At 48.4% G+C, this 19,168-nt stretch carries 16 protein-coding genes; 6 read left to right on the top strand and 10 right to left on the bottom strand.

The features are described from left to right. Positions 1-66: 66 nt before the first annotated feature. The 4 genes from BWI97_RS22700 to BWI97_RS22685 all read right to left on the bottom strand — a co-directional run bounded on the left by BWI97_RS22700 (position 67) and on the right by BWI97_RS22685 (position 5,108). The gene (locus BWI97_RS22700) at positions 67-258 is read right to left on the bottom strand and encodes a hypothetical protein (RefSeq protein WP_199182067.1); all 192 of its coding nucleotides are present in this window, start codon (positions 256-258) and stop codon (positions 67-69) included. Continuing rightward, a complete protein-coding gene (locus BWI97_RS22695; protein WP_233207966.1) occupies positions 251-1,453 on the bottom strand; it encodes a PepSY domain-containing protein in 1,203 nt (400 codons plus the stop codon). Before BWI97_RS22695 ends, BWI97_RS22700 begins: the two co-directional genes overlap by 8 nt. 64 nt (positions 1,454-1,517) lie before the next feature. Next, positions 1,518-2,723, bottom strand: coding sequence for a hypothetical protein (locus BWI97_RS22690; RefSeq protein ID WP_146011001.1), 1,206 nt, complete (start codon positions 2,721-2,723; stop codon positions 1,518-1,520). 90 nt (positions 2,724-2,813) lie between these two features. Beyond that, positions 2,814-5,108 (bottom strand): TonB-dependent receptor, encoded by a 2,295-nt coding sequence (locus BWI97_RS22685; protein ID WP_102202924.1) that lies wholly within the window; start codon positions 5,106-5,108, stop codon positions 2,814-2,816. 114 nt (positions 5,109-5,222) lie between these two features. Between BWI97_RS22685 and BWI97_RS22680 the strand changes: the two genes are divergently transcribed. Beyond that, positions 5,223-6,224: an AraC family transcriptional regulator gene (locus BWI97_RS22680; RefSeq protein ID WP_102202923.1), complete on the top strand. Its 1,002-nt coding sequence runs from the start codon at positions 5,223-5,225 to the stop codon at positions 6,222-6,224. A gap of 329 nt (positions 6,225-6,553) precedes the next feature. On the opposite strand, the gene BWI97_RS22675 is transcribed toward BWI97_RS22680, so the two are convergent. Both BWI97_RS22675 and BWI97_RS22670 read right to left on the bottom strand, forming a co-directional pair. Continuing rightward, positions 6,554-7,543, bottom strand: coding sequence for a serine hydrolase (locus BWI97_RS22675; RefSeq protein WP_199182066.1), 990 nt, complete (start codon positions 7,541-7,543; stop codon positions 6,554-6,556). A gap of 232 nt (positions 7,544-7,775) precedes the next feature. Continuing rightward, on the bottom strand, positions 7,776-8,231 hold the full coding sequence (locus BWI97_RS22670; RefSeq protein WP_102202922.1) for a GNAT family N-acetyltransferase: 456 nt from the start codon (positions 8,229-8,231) through the stop codon (positions 7,776-7,778). Between the two features lie 891 nt (positions 8,232-9,122). Between BWI97_RS22670 and BWI97_RS22655 the strand changes: the two genes are divergently transcribed. Both BWI97_RS22655 and BWI97_RS22650 read left to right on the top strand, forming a co-directional pair. Continuing rightward, positions 9,123-9,569: a hypothetical protein gene (locus BWI97_RS22655; RefSeq protein WP_102202919.1), complete on the top strand. Its 447-nt coding sequence runs from the start codon at positions 9,123-9,125 to the stop codon at positions 9,567-9,569. Positions 9,570-9,809: 240 nt separating this feature from the next. Continuing rightward, complete coding sequence (locus BWI97_RS22650) at positions 9,810-10,307, top strand: ankyrin repeat domain-containing protein (RefSeq protein WP_094811634.1); 498 nt, start codon at positions 9,810-9,812, stop codon at positions 10,305-10,307. Between the two features lie 98 nt (positions 10,308-10,405). Here BWI97_RS22650 and BWI97_RS22645 read toward each other — a convergent pair whose 3' ends face one another. Further along, entirely contained in the window at positions 10,406-12,577 is a 2,172-nt protein-coding gene (locus BWI97_RS22645; protein ID WP_102202918.1) for a catalase, read from the bottom strand. 33 nt (positions 12,578-12,610) lie between these two features. Continuing rightward, positions 12,611-13,162 carry a ferritin-like domain-containing protein gene (locus tag BWI97_RS22640; protein ID WP_094811630.1) on the bottom strand — a complete coding sequence of 184 codons (552 nt, stop codon included), beginning with the start codon at positions 13,160-13,162 and terminating at the stop codon, positions 12,611-12,613. A 430-nt stretch (positions 13,163-13,592) separates the two neighbouring features. Here BWI97_RS22640 and BWI97_RS22630 point away from each other — a divergent pair, with 430 nt between their 5' ends. The 3 genes from BWI97_RS22630 to pafA all read left to right on the top strand — a co-directional run bounded on the left by BWI97_RS22630 (position 13,593) and on the right by pafA (position 16,326). Beyond that, the gene (locus BWI97_RS22630) at positions 13,593-13,967 is read left to right on the top strand and encodes a PadR family transcriptional regulator (protein ID WP_102202917.1); all 375 of its coding nucleotides are present in this window, start codon (positions 13,593-13,595) and stop codon (positions 13,965-13,967) included. After that, a complete protein-coding gene (locus BWI97_RS22625) occupies positions 13,964-14,500 on the top strand; it encodes a hypothetical protein (protein WP_102202916.1) in 537 nt (178 codons plus the stop codon). Before BWI97_RS22630 ends, BWI97_RS22625 begins: the two co-directional genes overlap by 4 nt. 164 nt (positions 14,501-14,664) lie before the next feature. Beyond that, positions 14,665-16,326 (top strand): alkaline phosphatase PafA, encoded by a 1,662-nt coding sequence (pafA, locus tag BWI97_RS22620; protein ID WP_102202915.1) that lies wholly within the window; start codon positions 14,665-14,667, stop codon positions 16,324-16,326. A gap of 307 nt (positions 16,327-16,633) precedes the next feature. Here pafA and BWI97_RS22615 read toward each other — a convergent pair whose 3' ends face one another. Both BWI97_RS22615 and BWI97_RS22610 read right to left on the bottom strand, forming a co-directional pair. After that, entirely contained in the window at positions 16,634-18,031 is a 1,398-nt protein-coding gene (locus tag BWI97_RS22615) for a S41 family peptidase (protein ID WP_102202914.1), read from the bottom strand. Between the two features lie 72 nt (positions 18,032-18,103). Then, the gene (locus tag BWI97_RS22610) at positions 18,104-18,910 is read right to left on the bottom strand and encodes an AraC family transcriptional regulator (RefSeq protein ID WP_158242819.1); all 807 of its coding nucleotides are present in this window, start codon (positions 18,908-18,910) and stop codon (positions 18,104-18,106) included. Positions 18,911-19,168: the final 258 nt, after the last annotated feature.

Raw genomic sequence — 19,168 nt, 5'->3', positions numbered from 1 at the left:
CATGAAAATTGAAAAAACGACACGGGTATGACTCGTGTCGTTTTTAAGGTGAATGAGCAGATTAGTCTACTTCACGGCTTTCTTACTGCCTTGCGGCTTCAGCCAAAACCGGGCAATAACCAGTAAAGGAACGCTTAGGGTCAGCCAGGATAACGCATCCCAGAGGTTATTACCGACCAGGGCGGAAATGAGGCCGCCGAGGCTGATGATAGCCAGTAACAACGGGATTGTCCAGATATGCCAGAATCGATTAGTCATCCGTTGGGGGCGAATTAAGGGTTAGAATTTCAGCGTTCTCGATCTGTTTTGCCTTCGACTCTCCCATGCGGGCAATCTGAGCTTTGGTTGCTTTGGTGCGAGCAAACCACAAATACAAACCGCTGATCAATACCACAATGGTTACCAGATCGAAAAGTGCCCAGATTATTTTTAGCGGGAGTCCGCCGTAGTCGCCAAAATGGAGCGGTTGCGAAAGAAACAAGGCATTGACAAACCAGGGCATGTCCCGCATATCGGTTAATTTTCCCGTTTTGGCATCAACCAGTGCCGGTTTAATCAATCGTTCGGTAAGGGGTGTTTTACCCTTGGCAAATACGGCGTAGTGGTGCTTACTGGAGAACATCGTTCCCGGATAGGCCACCAGATACGGTTCCATCTCGGGGGCGGCCCGTCGGGTAACCTCGAAGGCCTGATCCAGTGAACTGAGTTGGCCCGTTAAGGGGGCAGCATTCTTATAGGGAGCGGTCATCTCGGCCAGTTGGCCTACCTGCCATAAACCCAGCACCACTTCCGAGAGGGTATTGATGACGCCCGTGAAACCGACCACAACGGCCCAGGCCACCGTTACGACGCCGAGCAGGTTGTGTAAATCCAGCCATTTCAGTCGGGAGGACTTCTCGGTACGAATCATCCCGAAATCAAATCGTTTCATAATGGGTCCGTAGAGCATCAGCCCCGATACAATCGCCAGCACGAACAGTATGCCCATCAAACCCAGAAAAAGTTTGCCGCCTATCCCCATGAACATGTCGGTATGCAGTTGAAGCATGACGTACATGAAACCCTCTTGATCATGGGGCTCTTCCAGCACTTTGCCCGTTCGCTCATCCAGAATAACCGTTTTAAAATTAGTAGGAGGAGCCGTTAGCGAATCGGATAAACTCAGCGTCACGGTATTCGGCTGGTGATCATCCCAGTACAGAAACCGGATTACTTTGCTGGGATTGGCTTGCAGCCCGGTCTCCACGAGTTTATTCAGGCTTACTTTGGGGGTATTGGCGGGCAAGGTGGGAGCCAGCTTAGGTTCCAGCCCCTCAATTTCCTCATGAAAAATCAGAGGTAAGCCCGTCACGCATAGCATCAGCAGAAAAGCCGTGCAGATCAGACTGGTCCACTTGTGAATCTGAAACCAGGTTTTTACCCGTTTGGCCGTGCTCATACGTGTTCGATTCATTTTTTTTGACCGGATTTACCGGATTTTACAGAATTAGTCCTGTAAATCCGATCGTAGTAAAAACTTACTGTAATTTCACAAAGCCCCAGAGGCTGCCCTCGTGGGCTACGTTGAATACCTGTGTCGCCTTGGTGCCATCCAGTACGTAATAGCCGTCCACTTTCTGGCCTGGATTCCGAACCCAGCAATAGATTTTTCCATCGATTTCGGTAATCCCATAATCGTTGGCATAGGAGTAATCATGCTGCGGCATCCCTTCAATTTTTGTTTTCTGGCCCGTAGCCATATCGACTACGTAATAGTCAAAAATTGGGCTGGTGAGGTTAGAGAAATTAGCCGCCAGCGGAGTAGAAGGTAACTCAAGGTAGATCTTCCCGCCTTTTATTAAGGCAGTAGCAATGGAAGCTCCGTTTTGTAAGTCATTGGCTTTCAGTATCCAGTTACGATCAAAATCGGTTTCGCCTTTCTTGATCCGAATTACCGAAGAATTAGTAAAGCCCGTCCCCAGTGCCGTGCTGTAGAAATACAGGGCCCCATCATCGCCGATGCTCCACATCTTATTAGCCGAGGAACCCCAGCCCACGCCTTTCAGCCCCTCATACTTGATCGTTTTATCCAGTTTATCCGTGGCCATATCAATCACGGCAAACGCAATGTAGTTGTACATATCGTCACCGTAACCCAGTGCTTTTTTGGTGCCATAGGTAATACCGGCGTACAGTTTACCTTCCTTCGTTGCCAGCGTGTGCTTGCCAATGACCTGATATTCCACCCCGGATTTTTGCAGGGACGACAGGTCGATCTCCCCGGTTCGCTGCATGGTGGTCGGGTTGAACTTTTGGATCTTGAGCGTTCCCCGCGTTTCGTCCAGGTAATAGCCGCTGGTTTCCGTGGCAATCACGTACTGAGTAGAACCCGCAATGAAACCTCCATCGACAATACTGCCGTCGTCGGCTACGGTATACTTTTGCAGCCCTATGTCACCAGCCGCATTGCTACGGTTGAAAAACCACTTTCCGAAAGCCCGAAAGCCAAAGGCGGATTTGACTTGCAAGGCTTTCGACGTAATGGGGTTTACGGTTCCGGTCGGTATACTGGTGAACGCCGTCAGATAACCCGGTGACTGAAACTTGGTCACATCGGTCATCAGCACATATTTTGCGTTGGCAGTCGGGGTTGGCGTTGGGTTATCAGAACTGTCTTTGCTACACCCCGCGAGCAGGGCGATGGTCAGGCAGCAAAGAATAAACTGGGAAACAGACGTTTTCATACAAGCTTGATTAATAAAGGAGATAGTTTACTTTCAGATGGATACTGCGGCCCGCATTCTGAATGCGGAAATTGTCGTAAACGGGCGTATTCAGCAGATTTTAACCTGAACTCCCACCGAAAACCGGCGGCTGACGGGGTTATAGGTAAAGCCAACCGTGTGGAGCGACTGATTGGGAATGATATTGGGAGCATCGAACCGGGCCTTGCCCCAAAGGCCCAGCAATCCGCTTGGCTCCTGTGCTTTCGGTACGTAGTCCAGGTAATACTCCCGGACAAACAGGTAGTAGTAATACAGATGGAGTTTATCGCGTGAGGACAGCACCTGCGTACACGTGCCCGTGAGTCCAAGATTGGCAGAGAAGTAAGGTGTATTGCGGAGCCGGGAACCTTCAGCAATGCGGTTGCCGGTATCGAACAGCCGGAAATTCTGATACGTGAAATTCCCGTTGGCCCGCAGCCATTTCCACAGAGAAACGGTTAGGTCTGACTCCACGCCCAGGCCCCGTACGTTCGTTACGTTCTGGTTCTGGCTGAACAGAAAATCGACCGGAACCCGCAGAATCAGGTCGTGCGTAATTCGGTAAAAGGAATTGACTTCGAGGGTATAACGTCCCGTTCTTTCGGTCCGAAAGCCCAGATTGACGTTCGTACTCCGCTCGGGCAGAAGCTGAAAATTAGAGCGGTTAAAGTTCCCATCACCGAAGAGTTCGTCCTGTTCCGGGAGTCGCGTGGCCAGTTCAGCCGATGCCCGTAGAAACGCTGAAGGAGTCAATGAAAATTTAAGGGCTTCGGCGATTCCCCAGCGTTGGATCGAAGCCGAACGGGGCTGTTCCGTTCCGTAATAATCGGCATCAATCGCGTGGGTGTTGTAATGGTAAAACCTGACAATCAGCTGGTTGGATAGACGCTCATTCCGCAACGTCGAGGCCAGACCCAGGGCGGCAACGGCTTTGTTATAGTTTGCTTTCTCCGTCAGGACGTCCCGCCCTGACTCCCGAAACGTAACGCCCAGCGGATCGCGACCCACGCGGGTCATAGTAGACGAAACGAGATTGAATTCCAGTCGGTGTTGATCGTTGAACGCATACGCCAGATTGGTACGGGAGGTGTGGTACGAAAAATCGAGCGTTGCCAACGTTCCCCGAACGGAAATTTCGCCCTGACGGGATGGACTGGAAATGAAGTTTCCGTACCAGTCGTAGGTACCTCGGGCCGTATCGGTTTGGGTAACGTGAATCGTGTTGGCCGTCAGGAATTGATCAATGCTGAATTTACCCACTGTTTTCCGGTAGCGTAGCGTCGGGAAGACGGAATACTGTCGGCTGACGCTAGCCCCAAAGGGTTGCGACATCGTGGCACCGTATTGGTTCTGCCGATCAATATCGAAGCCCGTCAGTCCAATTCGCAGTTCATCCGCCCAGCGTAGACGGGTCAGTCCGCCGTAGATTTCAGCGTAATAGTTCGTGAATCGGTTATGAAAGAGTCGCACCGTAGCGGGTCGCTGGGTGGCCGTTTCCTGATCCGTTACGTTGACCGTTACCGGATAGTTGTTATCAGAACGGTTGAGGAAGGCATCGATCCCGACGAAGAATCGACGGGTGGTATCGGTAAACAGTGCATTCAACGACAGCCGATGAGTATTGAATGAAGCGATTTCGTACGACCCTTCGGCATACCGATACAGCGATTTTCTGGTTATGAGATTCACCGCACCGCCCAGAGCATCGGCTCCTAAATGGGTCGGTAACACACCTTTGTATACTTCTACCCGTTCCAGCATATTGACGGGTACGAGTGAGATATTGTAACCAGCCCCGAGATAATCCATCGGAATGCCGTCTTTGAAATTCTTGATGGCTCGTCCCTGAAACCCATTCATCATTAAACCCGCGTCGGAGCCCAATCCACCCGTTTGCCGGATACGTATCCCCACCGAACGGTTCATGAGTTCAACCAGCGTAGCGGGTTGCTCCTGTACCGTTCTGGTGTTAATAACCTCTGCCTTAATCGGTTGCCGTTTGGCCTGCTGGGTTTCGGTTTTACCGGTTACCTGCACTTCCGAAAGTTGGCGAGCCTCTTCCCGCAGCGTAATCGTAAGCTCCACAACGGACCGATTGCCGGAACGAACCACCTGCGTCGACGACTGGTAGCCAAGGTGCGTCACCTGCACCTGATACGTTCCTGGCGGAAGAGTGGAAAACGCAAACTGACCTTCGGAATTGGTTGTCGTGTATTTCTTTAGTTCGATCAGGCTTACCGTAGCACCCGGCAAGACCGACCCTTTCTCATCCTTTACGCTTCCTCTGAATAGCCAGGGAACGGATTGTCCGTTCACCACCCAGGAAGCAAGAAAGGCCAGCAGCAATAGTAGCCTTTTACACATTTATCTGTACATTCGCTTATTAAGACTTATTCTTAATAGTAGCAAAAGTAGGATTGGAAAAAGCCACCCTGGTAACGCGAAATGCAGTATTAATGCCGCGATAGACAGCTTTTTATGAAAATTGTATTTAGCTCCGATGACATCCGGGAACATAACTTCGTAAAGGAGTATCCGGAAGGGTTTAAGGCTGTAAGCTCCACCGGGATTCGGGAAGTCACCACGGAATTCAGGTATGCGGGTATCCACTCCCAGGCTCAGCGGTTGTCCATCGACGGAATCATAGCCGGGTTCTTTCAGTCACGGCACGATTTCTCGTTCACCCACTACATTGAAAGCGATTTTCCGTACCTGCAAATGCATTTCGAATTAACCACGCAAGGCTGCCTCTATCAGCCCAAAGGTGACTTCCAACCCCACTCGCTTATCACCAAAGGACAGCATGCGTTGCTATTTTATCCGGCACTGAAAGGACCTTTAACGTATCTGAAAACGCCCGGTGGCTTGAGCGTGGAAATTGAATTATCGCTGAATTTTCTACGTAAATTATTCAACGATGACCTCGAACAACTGGGGACGTTTGGCCGCCGTCTCGAACAAGGCCAACCCGCTTTGCTGGGCCAACAGAGTTACCCGATAACGCCCCGTATGATTCAGGTGCTGTCCGAGATTCGGAATTGTGAGTACGTGGGTTCTTTGAAACGAATGTTCGTGGAAGCAAAAATCGTGGAGCTGCTTACGCTTCAGATTGATCAGATTTTGTCGGCTCGAGATACGCAGCCCGTATTGAAGAAGAAAACGCAGGATAAACTACAGGAAGTAAGGGCCTTACTGCTTACCCATCTGGATACGCCCTGTTCCATCGAGATGCTATCAAAAACCGTGGGCATCAATCGAACCAACTTACAGGAAGGCTTTAAACAACTTTTCGGTACCACCATTTTTGGCTACATCACCGACCAGCGGATGGAGCGGGCTCAGGAGTTTCTCGCCAGTGGCCGATACGAAACCATTGCCGAAGTGGCAGCGTTGGTGGGCTACAAAAACCCGCAGCATTTCACGGCGGCCTTTAAACGGAAGTTTGGTTATTTGCCTAAACAGGTTTTAAACGAAAAATAGGGGGTACTCTTTTTGTTTTTAGAATCGATTACTAGTCAGAAACGTAGTTCATACCTTGTTTACAGCGTCAGGTCACGCCATTAGCTGCTTGTAACTTAAGCTATCGAATCCGGGAAGAACGGGTTTCTTGTATAGAATAGCTTGGTATACTAAGATCAAAAACCAGTAATCGGTAAGCTGTTGCAGCTTGCTCCTCCCAAGAATGTCAAGGATTTAGCACAATCAGGTTCTGCCTGGGCAAGGACCCGTGTACCTTTTTGTTTACTGCCTGGTTGTTTATAAAAGTGGTACAGAGTTGGGAGCAGATATTATGGTCAAAAGCCTATGCTTTACTTGCCCTTTAAATACAGGTCAAGGATCTCCCAACGCATTTTGTTCAAATCAACGGTGTTGGTATTACTCATGAGGATAAGCGTTATATTCTCGTCAATCAAATGAACCCAATTGGCATGATGACCATAGCCATATCCTTGTCGCTCGGATAGCCTATACTGCTTCTGCCCTAGTTTCTTCGCATATACCCAAAACCCCAAAGCTACATCACCCAGGTGCTCATAAGAAGTAAGCATCAGGTCGATGGTTTCTTTTTTCAGGAGTTTGTGAGTAAACAGGGCCTGATCAAATAAAAGCAGGTCCGTGGGGGTAGAATACATGGCTCCCGCTGAGAAGTAATTGTCAATGTAATAGTTTGTAGGCTGGTAAAAAGTAAGAGGTACCGTATCGTGATGGAAATAGGCCTGGTCTAAATGAGGAATGATGTCGTCATGATGGAGGTAATTGGTATGATGCATGTGCAGGGGAATCAAAATCTTTTTGCGTAACACGTCTTCGTAAGCTTCCCCGTACAGCAACTCAATGATCTTACCGAGTATAATAAAGTCACCATTGTTATACGTGAAGCTGGTGCCAGGTATCTGAACTAAGCGATCGGAACAATACCTGGCAATGAAGCTATCCAAAGGCCATATCGTCGTATTATAGGCCTCGGCTAGTGACTGCATATCCTCATGAGCCCGGCCACTGCTATAGGTTAATAAATTTCGAATGGTAGCTTTCCGGGCGGCTTCGCCCCGATAAGAAGGGTAATAGGTAGCAATGGAAGAGTCCAGATGGATTCGACCCTGTTCCTGGAGTTGCAGGATTAAAACAGCAGTGAAGGTTTTGGTAAGTGAAAAGATGTGAAACTTAGATTGAGCTGAATACTTAACCTGATCGGTCCGGTTGGCTAATCCAGCATACGTCAGGTAGTCAATCATACCATTGCGGGCAATCAGAACCGATCCGTTAAAATGGTTGTGGGCCTGGTAATGCTTTACCAAAGCATCAAGTTTCGTATGCTGCCCGTGGGTAGTCAGGCTTAGCAGGGGAAGAAGAAGTACAAGGAAAAAGATACGCCTGATTTGTTTTGCCACACCCTGACTCTGTTATAAAAGTGTTTTTACATAAAGCTAATTAAATAGGCCTGGTCACTTTCTATTCTACGCTGCTCTGTGGTTGAATAGCCGAAATACGATTACATCCGGATTGTTCGCATCAGTAAATTCCGTTTTTTCAAATAGTTAACTTTTGCAGCAGCCGGGTTGAACGTTGGTTGTCTTTATGAGTGAATGCCTCAATGGTTTCGATACCAAGCCTGTCAAAGGCAAATGCTATGATTTTTTTTGCTGCTTCCTGCATGATTCCTCGTCCCTGATAGTCCGTTAGAAGCTCATAGCCTATGCCGCAGGTATTCATTTCGTCTGAAAAGTCAAAAAGGCTAATGGTACCCAGTAGCTTTCCGCTTACTGTGTCTACAATAGCCCAGTATAAAAATTGACGGGTTTGGATGTTTCTAATAAAGTGTAATGCTTCTTCTAAAGTTTGACTCAGCTTTCGGTCAAGGTACTTGTTTAGGGTTGGCTCAGATCGAAGCAGAAATATCGCTTGTCCATCACTTTCTACCAGTTGCCGAAGGGTCAACTGTTTTGTGGTCAGTGTCGGGAAAGTCAATAAAGCCTTATGAAGCATATTTTTCTTTTCCTGCTGTTTAGTTGTCTTGATAGGATAACCCGTTAACTGATGTTCCGCTAAGCCAGAAAATACAGTGGTTATTCTGGCTTATGGTTGAAGCCTAAATAGATGCTAATATAATTAAATCCAGTATGCAGGATCGTTAACTAAATCTTTCAGGACTAGAAAACGCTCGTTGACCTCCAACGCGTAAGTAGACTTCCCGTGCTCTTTCAATGGATCAGAGCATGCCAGTAAGCTTGCCAGGAATAGGAGTTCTGGAACGCGTTTTGTCATTTCATGAGTAGCCAGTGCAGCCCGTTCCTGTTTACTCACACTTTTCAAACATTAGTTGTTCTTGAACAGGAGTTCTGACTAGTAAGTGGGTGGAACTGAATGAAACTATGGATAAACGTAACGGAGGAGGAGCTTGCATTCCGGGCATTACCCCAGCATATGTGAGTACAAGGCTTCCCTTATCCAGGGTGTAGGTATAAGGCAAAGCCTTGTTGGGTTCAACGGGTTGGCAATTGGCTACGGAGTCGACAGCCCTATACACGTGGGTTTCCGTAAATGTCAAACGTTTTCCGAGTTGAACCTTCGACGAAGGGTCTATCCAGGTCCCTGCTAGTTGATCAGGTGTGATAGAGATGAGAACGTCTGGTTGCTTGCGACAGCCCATCGTTAGAAGTAGAATTATCCAGATAAACGTTTTCATGGTCTGTACAGAAACTGGTGTTCCGTTGCCAGGACCCCATTGTCTGCTATTTCGTTGGAAGGCAGTTGGAAAAGTATTCGTTTGTTACGTACGCATGGTTTTTGACCAGTGATGGATCAACAAAGCCAGTGAACACAAAACCCACGTTCCTGCCGTTCTGCGTGTTCTACTTTAAACCTAAAAATCGATAGATGAGCTTACTCGAATGGCTGCTTGAACCCGCCAACCCAGGTCCGGTTGGTACTGTTAAGGTGAATACCCCTGACCCGGACAATAAGGGAAGGCGTCCCCAAAAATGGCTTGTTTGGGTAGCGATGGTCGCAGGGTTGATTTTAGTAAGTGTGAGTCTATACGGCGTATTTTACGAGGCAGGGGATGGAGGGATTCAGCCCGTACTTATAAAACTATCCTGTCTGGTTGCTTATATGCTCATAGGCCATTTTGTCGACGCCACACCTGATTATACCAATGTAGGATGGCTAGGAGGCCTGATTGACAATCCTTTCCGTATCTCGGATGACTTCAACCGATTGCTCCTGTTTACTCAGGCTCTCTTGTTGCCCGGGAAACTGATGGCCTATAGCCTGATCATAACCTGGTTGATAGGAAAGCGTCTTTATAAAAAGCTTAAGAAATAGTTCTACAGTCGATCGTGGTATCAAGTGGTCTGCACGAGCATCAGAATAGATGAATCCTCAAGAGGGGCCTTTCTGTTTATAACTTTTCCAATGCCTGATTGATAAGCGTAAACATTGATTCAGTAGCCTCGGTGATCACGACATCGATCAAGTAAAATTCCTGGCAAGAGCATCCTGGGGTGCTGGTATACTATTTATGCATAAGATAGCGATAGACTTTTTTTACTTACTAAACCTACGATGACCGAATCTACCGTTGCTGGCCTTACCAATCTGGAACCTGTACTTATTCACGCCGCCCGTCTGGGGGAAACGGCTGTTATGCAGGAATTAATTGATCGTCATACCAATGTCAACGCTCGTGATGAGAAAGGGTACACGCCCCTGATTATTGCCTGTTATAATCATCAGTTCGAGGCGGCCCGGCTTCTGCTTCAGGCCGGGGCTGATGTCAATGCTCAGGATTTTGGTGGCAATACGGCACTCATGGGCGTAAGTTTCAAGGGCTATACGGATCTGGCCGAGTTACTTATTGCTCAGGGAGCAGACCTGAATCTGCAACACGGCAATGGCGGAACCGCCCTGATGTTCGCCGCTATGTTTGGTCGAAACGAAGTAGTGAAGTTATTGCTCCAGTACGGAGCCGATAAAACGATTCGGGACGCAAGAGGCTTAACCGTAATGGACCTGGCCTTACAGCAGAATAATATCGAAGCCGCTGAATTACTGCAGGATTAATAGCTATATAACCGATCAGCTCATACGCTAAACGCAGAAATTGCCACTAAGAAAAAGCCCAGTCTGAAATCATCAGACTGGGCTTTTTTTAATGAAACCTAAGCAGGAATTTTTCTGGGTTTTTCCCGTTCCCAGAAACGATGCTGAGCAATCGCTTTCGTAAACAAGTCAGCCAGGCTTGCGGAATCATCGCTTACGACCAAACCTTCCCGTAAGACAGTATCTTCTGAAAAATCGGTTGGTAGTTTTTTGGCGAAATACGTTGATTCCAATACCTGCATAGCCGAAGCGTGAGCCGCAATGGGCTTGCAGTGTTTGAACGCTTCGTTTAAGAAATGAACTGCATCGGCATCTGCTTCTACCGTAGCTACACTATTTGTTCCCCCCGGTACATACACCGCATCGTATAACACAGATGCCGCCGTCAGGAAACTATGGTCGACGGGAATTTCAGTATGGTCAGCAGACAGAATAAAATTGAGTCGCGGAGCAATGACTTCGACTACGGCACCCTCGGCTTCCAGCTTGCTTTTTACGGTCTGGAGCGACTCTGCGTCTACCCCATCCGCAGCCAGAAAAGCGATTTTCCGCGTTTGAATGCTGTCTTTAATGGTATTGGCCATGCTCAGGGCTTCCGAAGAAGTCAGGGAACCTTCCACCATGACGGAATCATAATCCGCAGGATCTGCATCGGCTGGAACACTGTGATTAACGGGCAAAGCCGGATCCTGGGGTACGGGAATGCGTAACGCAAAGGCTACTTCAGCGGCCAGGTTTTTATCGATCAGTGACAAAATACCCAGCATACGTTCCCGGATGGCCACGGTTTTTACCTTACCTAATTCGAAGCTTAACGCGTCAATGATGTGGTTCTTCTCGGGTTCCGACTGACTGTTGAAAAACAGCCGGGCCTGACTGAAGTGATCCATGAAGCTCTTGCTTCGGGCTCGTACTTTTCGGGCTTCAATGCGTTCGGGATAACTGGAAAAGCCGCCTTCCGAAGACTTCGCCTGTTCGGGATAACCGCCACCTAAGGAATTGGGGTGATAACTCGCCTTTCCCTTATTGATCATCTGACGCATGTGACCGTCCCGTTGATTATTGTGTACCGTATTGAGGGGACGGTTGATGGGAATTTCCTGGAAATTAGGTCCCCCCAAACGCAACAGCTGCGTATCCGTATAGGAGAACAAACGTCCCTGTAACAACGGATCGTTGGTGAAATCAATACCCGGTACCACGTGTCCGAGGTGGAAAGCCACCTGCTCGGTTTCCGCAAAGAAGTTATCGGGATTACGATTCAACGTCAGTTTACCAATGCGTTGTACGGGTACCAGTTCTTCGGGAATAATTTTGGTCGAATCGAGCAGATCAAAGTCAAATTTGAATTCGTCTTCTTCGGCTACGATCTGAACGCCCAGTTCCCATTCAGGAAATTGACCGCTTTCAATGGCATCCCATAAGTCGCGACGGTGAAAATCGGGGTCTTTCCCGGAAATATTCTGAGCCTCGTCCCAGGCTACTGAGTGAACGCCCAGCAAGGGTTTCCAGTGAAATTTAACGAAACTCGATACGCCTTCCGCATTGACAAACCGGAAAGTATGAACGCCAAAGCCTTCCATCATCCGATAGCTGCGGGGCAGGGCCCGGTCGCTCATGGCCCACATAACCATGTGAGCAGATTCGGGCATCAGGGAAATAAAATCCCAGAAGGTATCGTGAGCGGAAGCGGCCTGTGGAATTTCGTTATCCGGTTCCGGCTTGACGGCGTGAATGAGGTCCGGAAATTTGATGGCATCCTGAATGAAGAATACGGGCATGTTGTTCCCTACCAAATCAAAATTACCTTCCTGCGTATAGAATTTGACGGCAAAGCCGCGTACATCGCGGGCCAGATCCGTCGAACCACGCGAGCCGGCAACGGTCGAAAAACGTACAAACACGGGCGTTTCCAGCGAAGGATCATTCAGAAACTGGGCTTTCGTCAGATGAGCCATGGACTCATACACCTTGAAAACACCGTGTGCTCCCGATCCCCGGGCGTGTACGACGCGTTCCGGAATTCGTTCGTGGTCGAAGTGCGTGATTTTTTCGCGTAAAATGAAGTCTTCCAGTAGGGAAGGCCCCCGATCTCCCGCTTTCAGGGAGTTATTGTCATCGCTAATTTTCAGACCCGTATTGGTCGTCATTTTTTCGCCCGAGGATTGCTCGGTATGCGGAGCCAGATTATCGATTTTATCGTTTCCTGGTTGATTGGGTTGATGCGTCATTTTGCTCGTAACTCGTAAGAATACATACTAGACTTAGGCTTCCTGAGAAGCTTTGTAATTCACGTCGCTTTCGGCTACTTCCGTTAACAGGGCGTCCGCTTGTTTTTCTTCTTCCAGCGTCTGAGCGAGTAACGAAGAAACGTCGTCATAGCCCAGCGTTTGAGCCAACTGGGTCAAGCCGCCATACGTGGCAATTTCATAGTGCTCCACTTTTTGCGAAGCCAGAATAATGCCTACGTCGCGTGTAGCAGTACCTTCATCGGTACTTTCAATGATGCCTTCGCCTTCTTTAGTCAAGCCTTCCATCGCATCGCATTTCTTGGCAATGGCTTTTTCGCCGAGGATCTCGAAGATTTGTTCCAGCCGATCCACGTGGGTTTCGGTCTGCGTCAGGTGATCTTCAATCGCCTTTTTGAGTTTGTCGGAAGTGGCGGAGCTAATCATTTTGGGAAGACTCTGTACCAGATGATTTTCGGCCCAGTAGATATCCCGTAGACAATCCAAAAAGAGTTCCTGTAAAGCCGGCTCTGCCGAGGGAGAGGTTTTTGTTTTGAAGATAGGGTCAGCACCCGTTGTGTTTTTCATAATCATGATGGAATAGATACGTACCCTAACTAATCACAAAACTTATACCATCTTTTTAGTGGGGAGGAAAGAGGTAAAACGTGCTAGATGATTACCGGAGGAGAAGATACGAAGGGGTACAAGTTATCTTTCCATGTTGATGAAGTAGTACTAACGGTACTGCGGTACGTCTGTCCGGAAGAGAACATAACATCTGCGGATTTTGCTGCTATACTCTACCTTCAAGCCGATCCATCCGGATTAAAAGCTCACAGAATACCATTCTCAGGCTTCGTGTAGTCCTAAAAGGAAATGGGTTGGTAGTTCTTTCATGAGTACAGCATTTGTTATAGCGTACAAAATTTTAATCTGATTAAATTATCAACCTTTTCTTTATATATCGAAAAACTATATACATTTGAATGATTTCTTTACTGAACCGAACATGGCAATGGAATCCTCCAATACGGAATACCTTCGCGGAACGCTCAAAACGATTGTACTGGGCTTACTGGCTGAAAAAGAGCGAATGTATGGCTACGAAATTACGCAGGCGGTAAAAGAACGGACCAGTGGTGAAATCGTGCTTACCTTTGGCTCACTCTATCCCCTTTTATACAAACTCGAACAGGAAGGGTTGGTACAAAACGAATCCGAAGAAGTAGAGGGGCGGCTGCGTAAGTATTATGCCCTGACGCTCATTGGTCGCCAAACGGCTCGTCAGAAATTACTGGATTTTACCCATTTTACCCAGTTAATGAATCGATTGATGCAGCTTCCGCTCAACCTGTCTACGCCACCTACGCCTGACTCCCCCGCGTTATGACCCCATTAACCCCGCAACAAACCTACTGCCTGCGTCAGCATCTGCGTCAGGTGGGTACGCAGGAGTTGTTAATCGACGAATTAGTGGATTACCTGGCCTGTCAGGTGGAAGACTCAATGCGTAAGGGGCTGTCCTTCGAGAAAGCACTAGCCCTGATCCGGATGGAGGCTACGTCGCTTTCCGTTCGCCATCTCCAGCAGACGCTAGTTCGTCAGGGGGCCTTACCGCAAACGGGTTTCTGGCGACATCCAGCCCGGTGCACTAAACGGAAAAAGGTGGCTTTTGGCCTCATTCAACCCGTGCATCATGCCTTGCTAATCGGAGCATTTTTGAGTGTACTATTAACGGGCTGGTTACTGGCGAGCCGGGGACTCGCTATTCCCGTTGGTCTGGTGGCTAGTTTACTATGCCCCTTGTTGATCCTATTGTCTTTCCAGGCTTTCGCCGTAGCCATCAGCGAACGAATCTGCTCCGCCATCCGGCCCTTCGGTCCGATTCTGCTCGTCGATCCGCCAGCCGAAAAGGAGTATTAGCTCACCGATGATCTGATTTTCAGGTAAGGCTTAACGGCCCGTAAACGACCATTATATTGCTTGGCTATACACGGCTTGAAGGTACCCGTGATTGATTCCCTATATCCTTAATATAAAGAAAAACTATATATACATTTTTTCTACCTTTAAACTTGATTATACCCATGTTTTTTCAACCTGTTTTTCTGCTCGTCCTGTTAGCCGTAGCTAATACCTGGGCTCAATCCGCTCGTCAGCTGTCTCAATCTCCCGTATCGGCACCCAGGCTGGTGGTAGGTATCGTGGTTGACCAGATGCGAGCTGATTTTCTTTATCGTTACGAGAAAAAATATGGGGCCGGAGGCTTCAAACGACTCCTGAACGGGGGCTTTGCCTGTCATAATACTCAGTTTGAGTACGCAATGACGGCCACCGCAGCGGGCCATGCTTCGATTCATTCGGGTTCCGTGCCCGCCATCCACGGGATTGTAGGCAATGACTGGTACGACTCCATCCAGGCCAAGGGCATCTATTGCGTAGAAGACTCCAGTGCTCGACTGGTAGGCCATCCCCATGCTATGCCTGCCCGGTTCTCACCCCGGAACTTGCTGGTAACCACGATTGCCGACCAGTTAGCCCTGGCCACCAACTTTCGGTCCAAAGCGATCGGTATTGCTCTTAAAGACCGGAGTGCCATTCTTTCGGCGGGTCACTCGGCTAAGGGAGCCTACTGGTTTGACAGCCGAACCGGCACCTGGGTGACCAGCTCGTTTTATCAGTCCCAGCTACCCGCCTGGGTAGAAGCCTTCAACGCCCGCAAGCTGCCGGCGTCCTATAGTCAGCGGGGCTGGAAGACGCTGCGACCCGTGGCCGAGTATACGGAAAGCACAGCTGATGATCAACCCTATGAGTATAAACTGCCGGGCAAGTCTACGTCCAGTTTTCCTTATGAAATGGCTGGTCCCGCTGGTGCGGTATTTGAACTTCTGACTTACACCCCCTGGGGGAACACTTTGACTAAAGACATGGCCCTGGCCGCTTTAAAAGGGGAAAATTTGGGCAAGGGCACCGCAACGGATTTTCTGGCCATCAGTTTTTCCACGCCCGATCTGGTGGGTCATTCTTTCGGACCTACGTCGGTCGAACAGGAAGATATTTTTCTCCGGCTGGATGAAGAACTGGCCGACTTGTTAAAGGCCCTGGACAGCTGGGTGGGACCGGAGGGCTATACGGTGTTTTTAACCGGTGATCATGGCGTGATGGATGTGCCCGCTTACTGGCAGGCCCATCACCTGCCGGCGGGACTGATTGATCCGCGTCAACTGAGCCAGACTCTGAATCAAACCCTGCTGGATACGTTTGGACCGGGGAACTACGTTCAGATGGCCCAGATGAATGATCAGCTGTATCTCAATCACGCCCTGCTGCGGGAGAAAAACCTATCCGTTGCTGCTGTGCAGCAGGTGCTTCAACAACGGTTAACGAAGATCGCCGGTGTAGCCGACCTCATCAACCTGCGGGCGATTGCTCAGGCTAACCTGCCGGATCGCCAACTAAGCCTGTACAAGAACAGCTACCACGCCGGGCGGAGTGGCGATTTGCAACTGATGTATCAACCCGGCTGGTTTGTCGGATTGCCCATTGGTACGACTCACGGCTCGGCGTATACCTATGATCGGCAGGTGCCCTGTATTTTCTACGGCTGGGGCATTCGCCGGGGTGAAACCTGGCGTAGCACCAGTCCGTCTGACATTGCTCCCACGCTCTCGGCCCTGCTCCGGATGCTGCCGCCCAGTGGTACGACGGGGCAACCCATTGGCGAAGCCCTGCGACCCTGGCTCAAGTAGTGGTTTACTAACGAATAAAGATAAACCATCCTGGGTCAGGCATTACACGTCGTATCTGCCTTGCAAAGGGGACTGAAGGATGACTATTCCTGAGGTAAAATCTTTACCGTAACTGGACGGACCGTAAGAATCGATTAAAGCGGATCGCCGGTCCAATCGATTCTTACGTTTCCCGCCAAAGGCTTGCGACTCTTGGTGTATTGCTTCGCGTAGTTTTTCGTGCACTGATCAAAAAAAGTACAGGAATATCTATGAGCAGACTTTTGCAGGACGCTACATTGAAAATCTTCTAACGTAGCCTGTTAAACTACTGTTCCAGATAGTCTACTGCAAAGGCTACCCAGTCCTTGATGGATTGATCCAGATACACATCGGGCTGAATGCCAATGGTATCGATGGGATAGTCTGGCAAGCGTAAGGCCCGATACGTAGGCATGAATAATTGATAGGGCGGGCATCCAAAGTCAATCAGATAGGCATTTCCGTAATCCAGGGCTCCGTAGCTGGGGGTGCCCAGTACCTTGACTTTTTTGCTTTGCTTGGCAATAAATAAAAAATATTCCGCCGAACTGCCGGTGCCTTTATTGGCAAGAATGATGATTTGCTGAGGACTTTTGGGAGCTAAAGTAAGCGTATCCACGTAAGCCGGCTGTCCGGTTTTACTAAAGTTCACAAACGAACCCAGATTGGCCTTCAAGGTCTGAATCTGCTGATCGATTCCCTGCGTGGATGTCTGTTTGTCCAGACTTTTTTTATAGGTTTCCAGGTTCGTAATGTACGTTTGAGTCGCCAGAAATTCGGCAGTAGTGTGGCGTATAAACTTCCCTGAAATGTAGGGAAGTAGCTTTTGATACGCATCCGTGGTTCCGCCGGGATTGCCCCGAAGGTCAATAATCAGATTTTTGCTGGATTCAAGTAAGGAAGTATGTTTGGTAAGGAGCTGGCTGATCGTCTTTAAATGCTGATACTCAAAGCTGGGTAACCTTAAGATCGAGGTCTTTTCTGATAGCTTTTTAAAATAAAAACCTTCCAGTTCCTGGAGACGGCTCTCGATCTGGGCCTTGTTGACCCGGGGCACTTGTTTGGTTAAAACCACCTGGATCTGCTCTAAAAACAACAGGGCTCCGTAAAAGCTTTGATACTGTCCTTTCTGAATGGATCGATCCATCAGGGCGTACGTAAAGTAACCATTGGCGAGCAACTTGAATTTAATGTCTTTGGGTTGCCAGGCCTGAGATGCCGACTCAATAATGAACCCGATGTATTCATTAGGATGCACCTTCTTTAAACCAATTTTATACCCGGGCATGGTATAAATGCCTTCCAGGCTGTCTGGTGTCGTCTGCAGGCTTTGCTCAAATTCTTTAAAATCAATCGTGATCTTCTCGCTAAAGGTGCCGCCAGCCGTTGCGAATGGCGTCCCATTGGCTCCTACCCAAAGGTGCGGATCCTTAAAAAAATCGGTATATTTTTTCAATAAGCTCTGGCAGCCTTTGTCATTCCTGCTTTTTGCCTGATTATGCAGGGTTTGCCTGAAGCCTTGATAGAGAGTAGTGTCTTTGGTTTTCGTTGAAAAGCCGGGGTACTCGCGTTCTACTTTGAGTATCAACTTTTCCAGGGCTTGCGTACAGGGGCACTGGGATGGTTGAGCCCGGAGGGGTAGGATAAATAGGAACAGGGCAGACAGGTAAAGCAATCGTTTCATTTTTGATACAAATCAGTTATTGGGCAAAGTAACAGGCTGCCAACCCGCTGAAATTGTAAAAATGTAAACCCGCTAGATATAAAGCCAAAGGCATTCCTGATCGGTATCTACCTTTTTAAAGAACGTAAGAGGACTTACCGAAGTGAACTGTTTAAAGTCTTTGATGAGATGTGACTGGTCGTAAAACAGGCTTTCGTGAGAAAGTTCCGTTAAACTTTTCATGTGTTTCTGGGTAGCGATGGCCGCCCTGAATCGATGAATCTTGCGATATTCGACCGGGGATTTTCCAACTACTTTGCTAAAAAGCTTGCTGAGGTACTGCCTCGAAAAGCCGTGTCTGTGGGCGATGTCCTCTATTTTTTCTTCGGATTCAAGAGCAAAGAGAATCTCTTTCAGGGGCCGAAACTCCCGGATCTGTAGCTTTGAAAACCAGTAGGCTTCCAGTTTTTTTCTCTGCAGGCTTCGATCTGAAGTCGAGAGAATGTCAGCCATGGCAGGATTAAAATCAGAAAAAGGATTAAAATCGAGGGCGGTGTTTTGTTTAAAAAGTAGATACGGATTCTCAATAAACTGGTTGATACCCAAGGGTTTAAAATAGATGGTTATTTCGAGTATCGGCCCATAACATAGCACTTCAATGGGGGTAGTGTACCGGGAAACAAAGTTGGAAAGAACCGTTTGCTGGGCAGAAGGACGAACCAGCAGTCTATGCTTTTCCATCTCAATGCTGACGCCCTGACTTACGGAAACAATAAAATAGTTATTGGGGAATGTCCAGTAATGCAGATTATCCGAATGCTCACTAGGGGAGATAAAATAATACCCCTCGATATAGGGGCTTAAGGCTTCTAGCGTTGGCCTGTAAAATTCCAGGTTCATGGGAGGCTTGTGTAAAGCTTGATCGTAGTTAAATGGAATGGTAAAACCTGAATACATAGGTAAGCAACCTCAACTAAAATCCGGTTCAATCGCGTCACGTTGACCGGGTCACGTTGACCGGGTCACGCTGACCGCGTTAACTGAAGATAAAGATACGTGTCTTGGTGAGAGGTTTGCGATGGGATTCCTTTTTCCATGCCTGGGAAGCCGTTCGAGTACTAACTTTTTAGTATCGAAAGTAAGACATATGTTTTAGAG

The sequence above is a fragment of the Siphonobacter sp. BAB-5405 genome (assembly GCF_002872335.1).
In the GTDB taxonomy this organism is placed as follows: domain Bacteria; phylum Bacteroidota; class Bacteroidia; order Cytophagales; family Spirosomataceae; genus Siphonobacter.
Note: the sequence above shows the minus strand (reverse complement) of the source record. Positions and strands in the feature narration are given on the sequence as shown.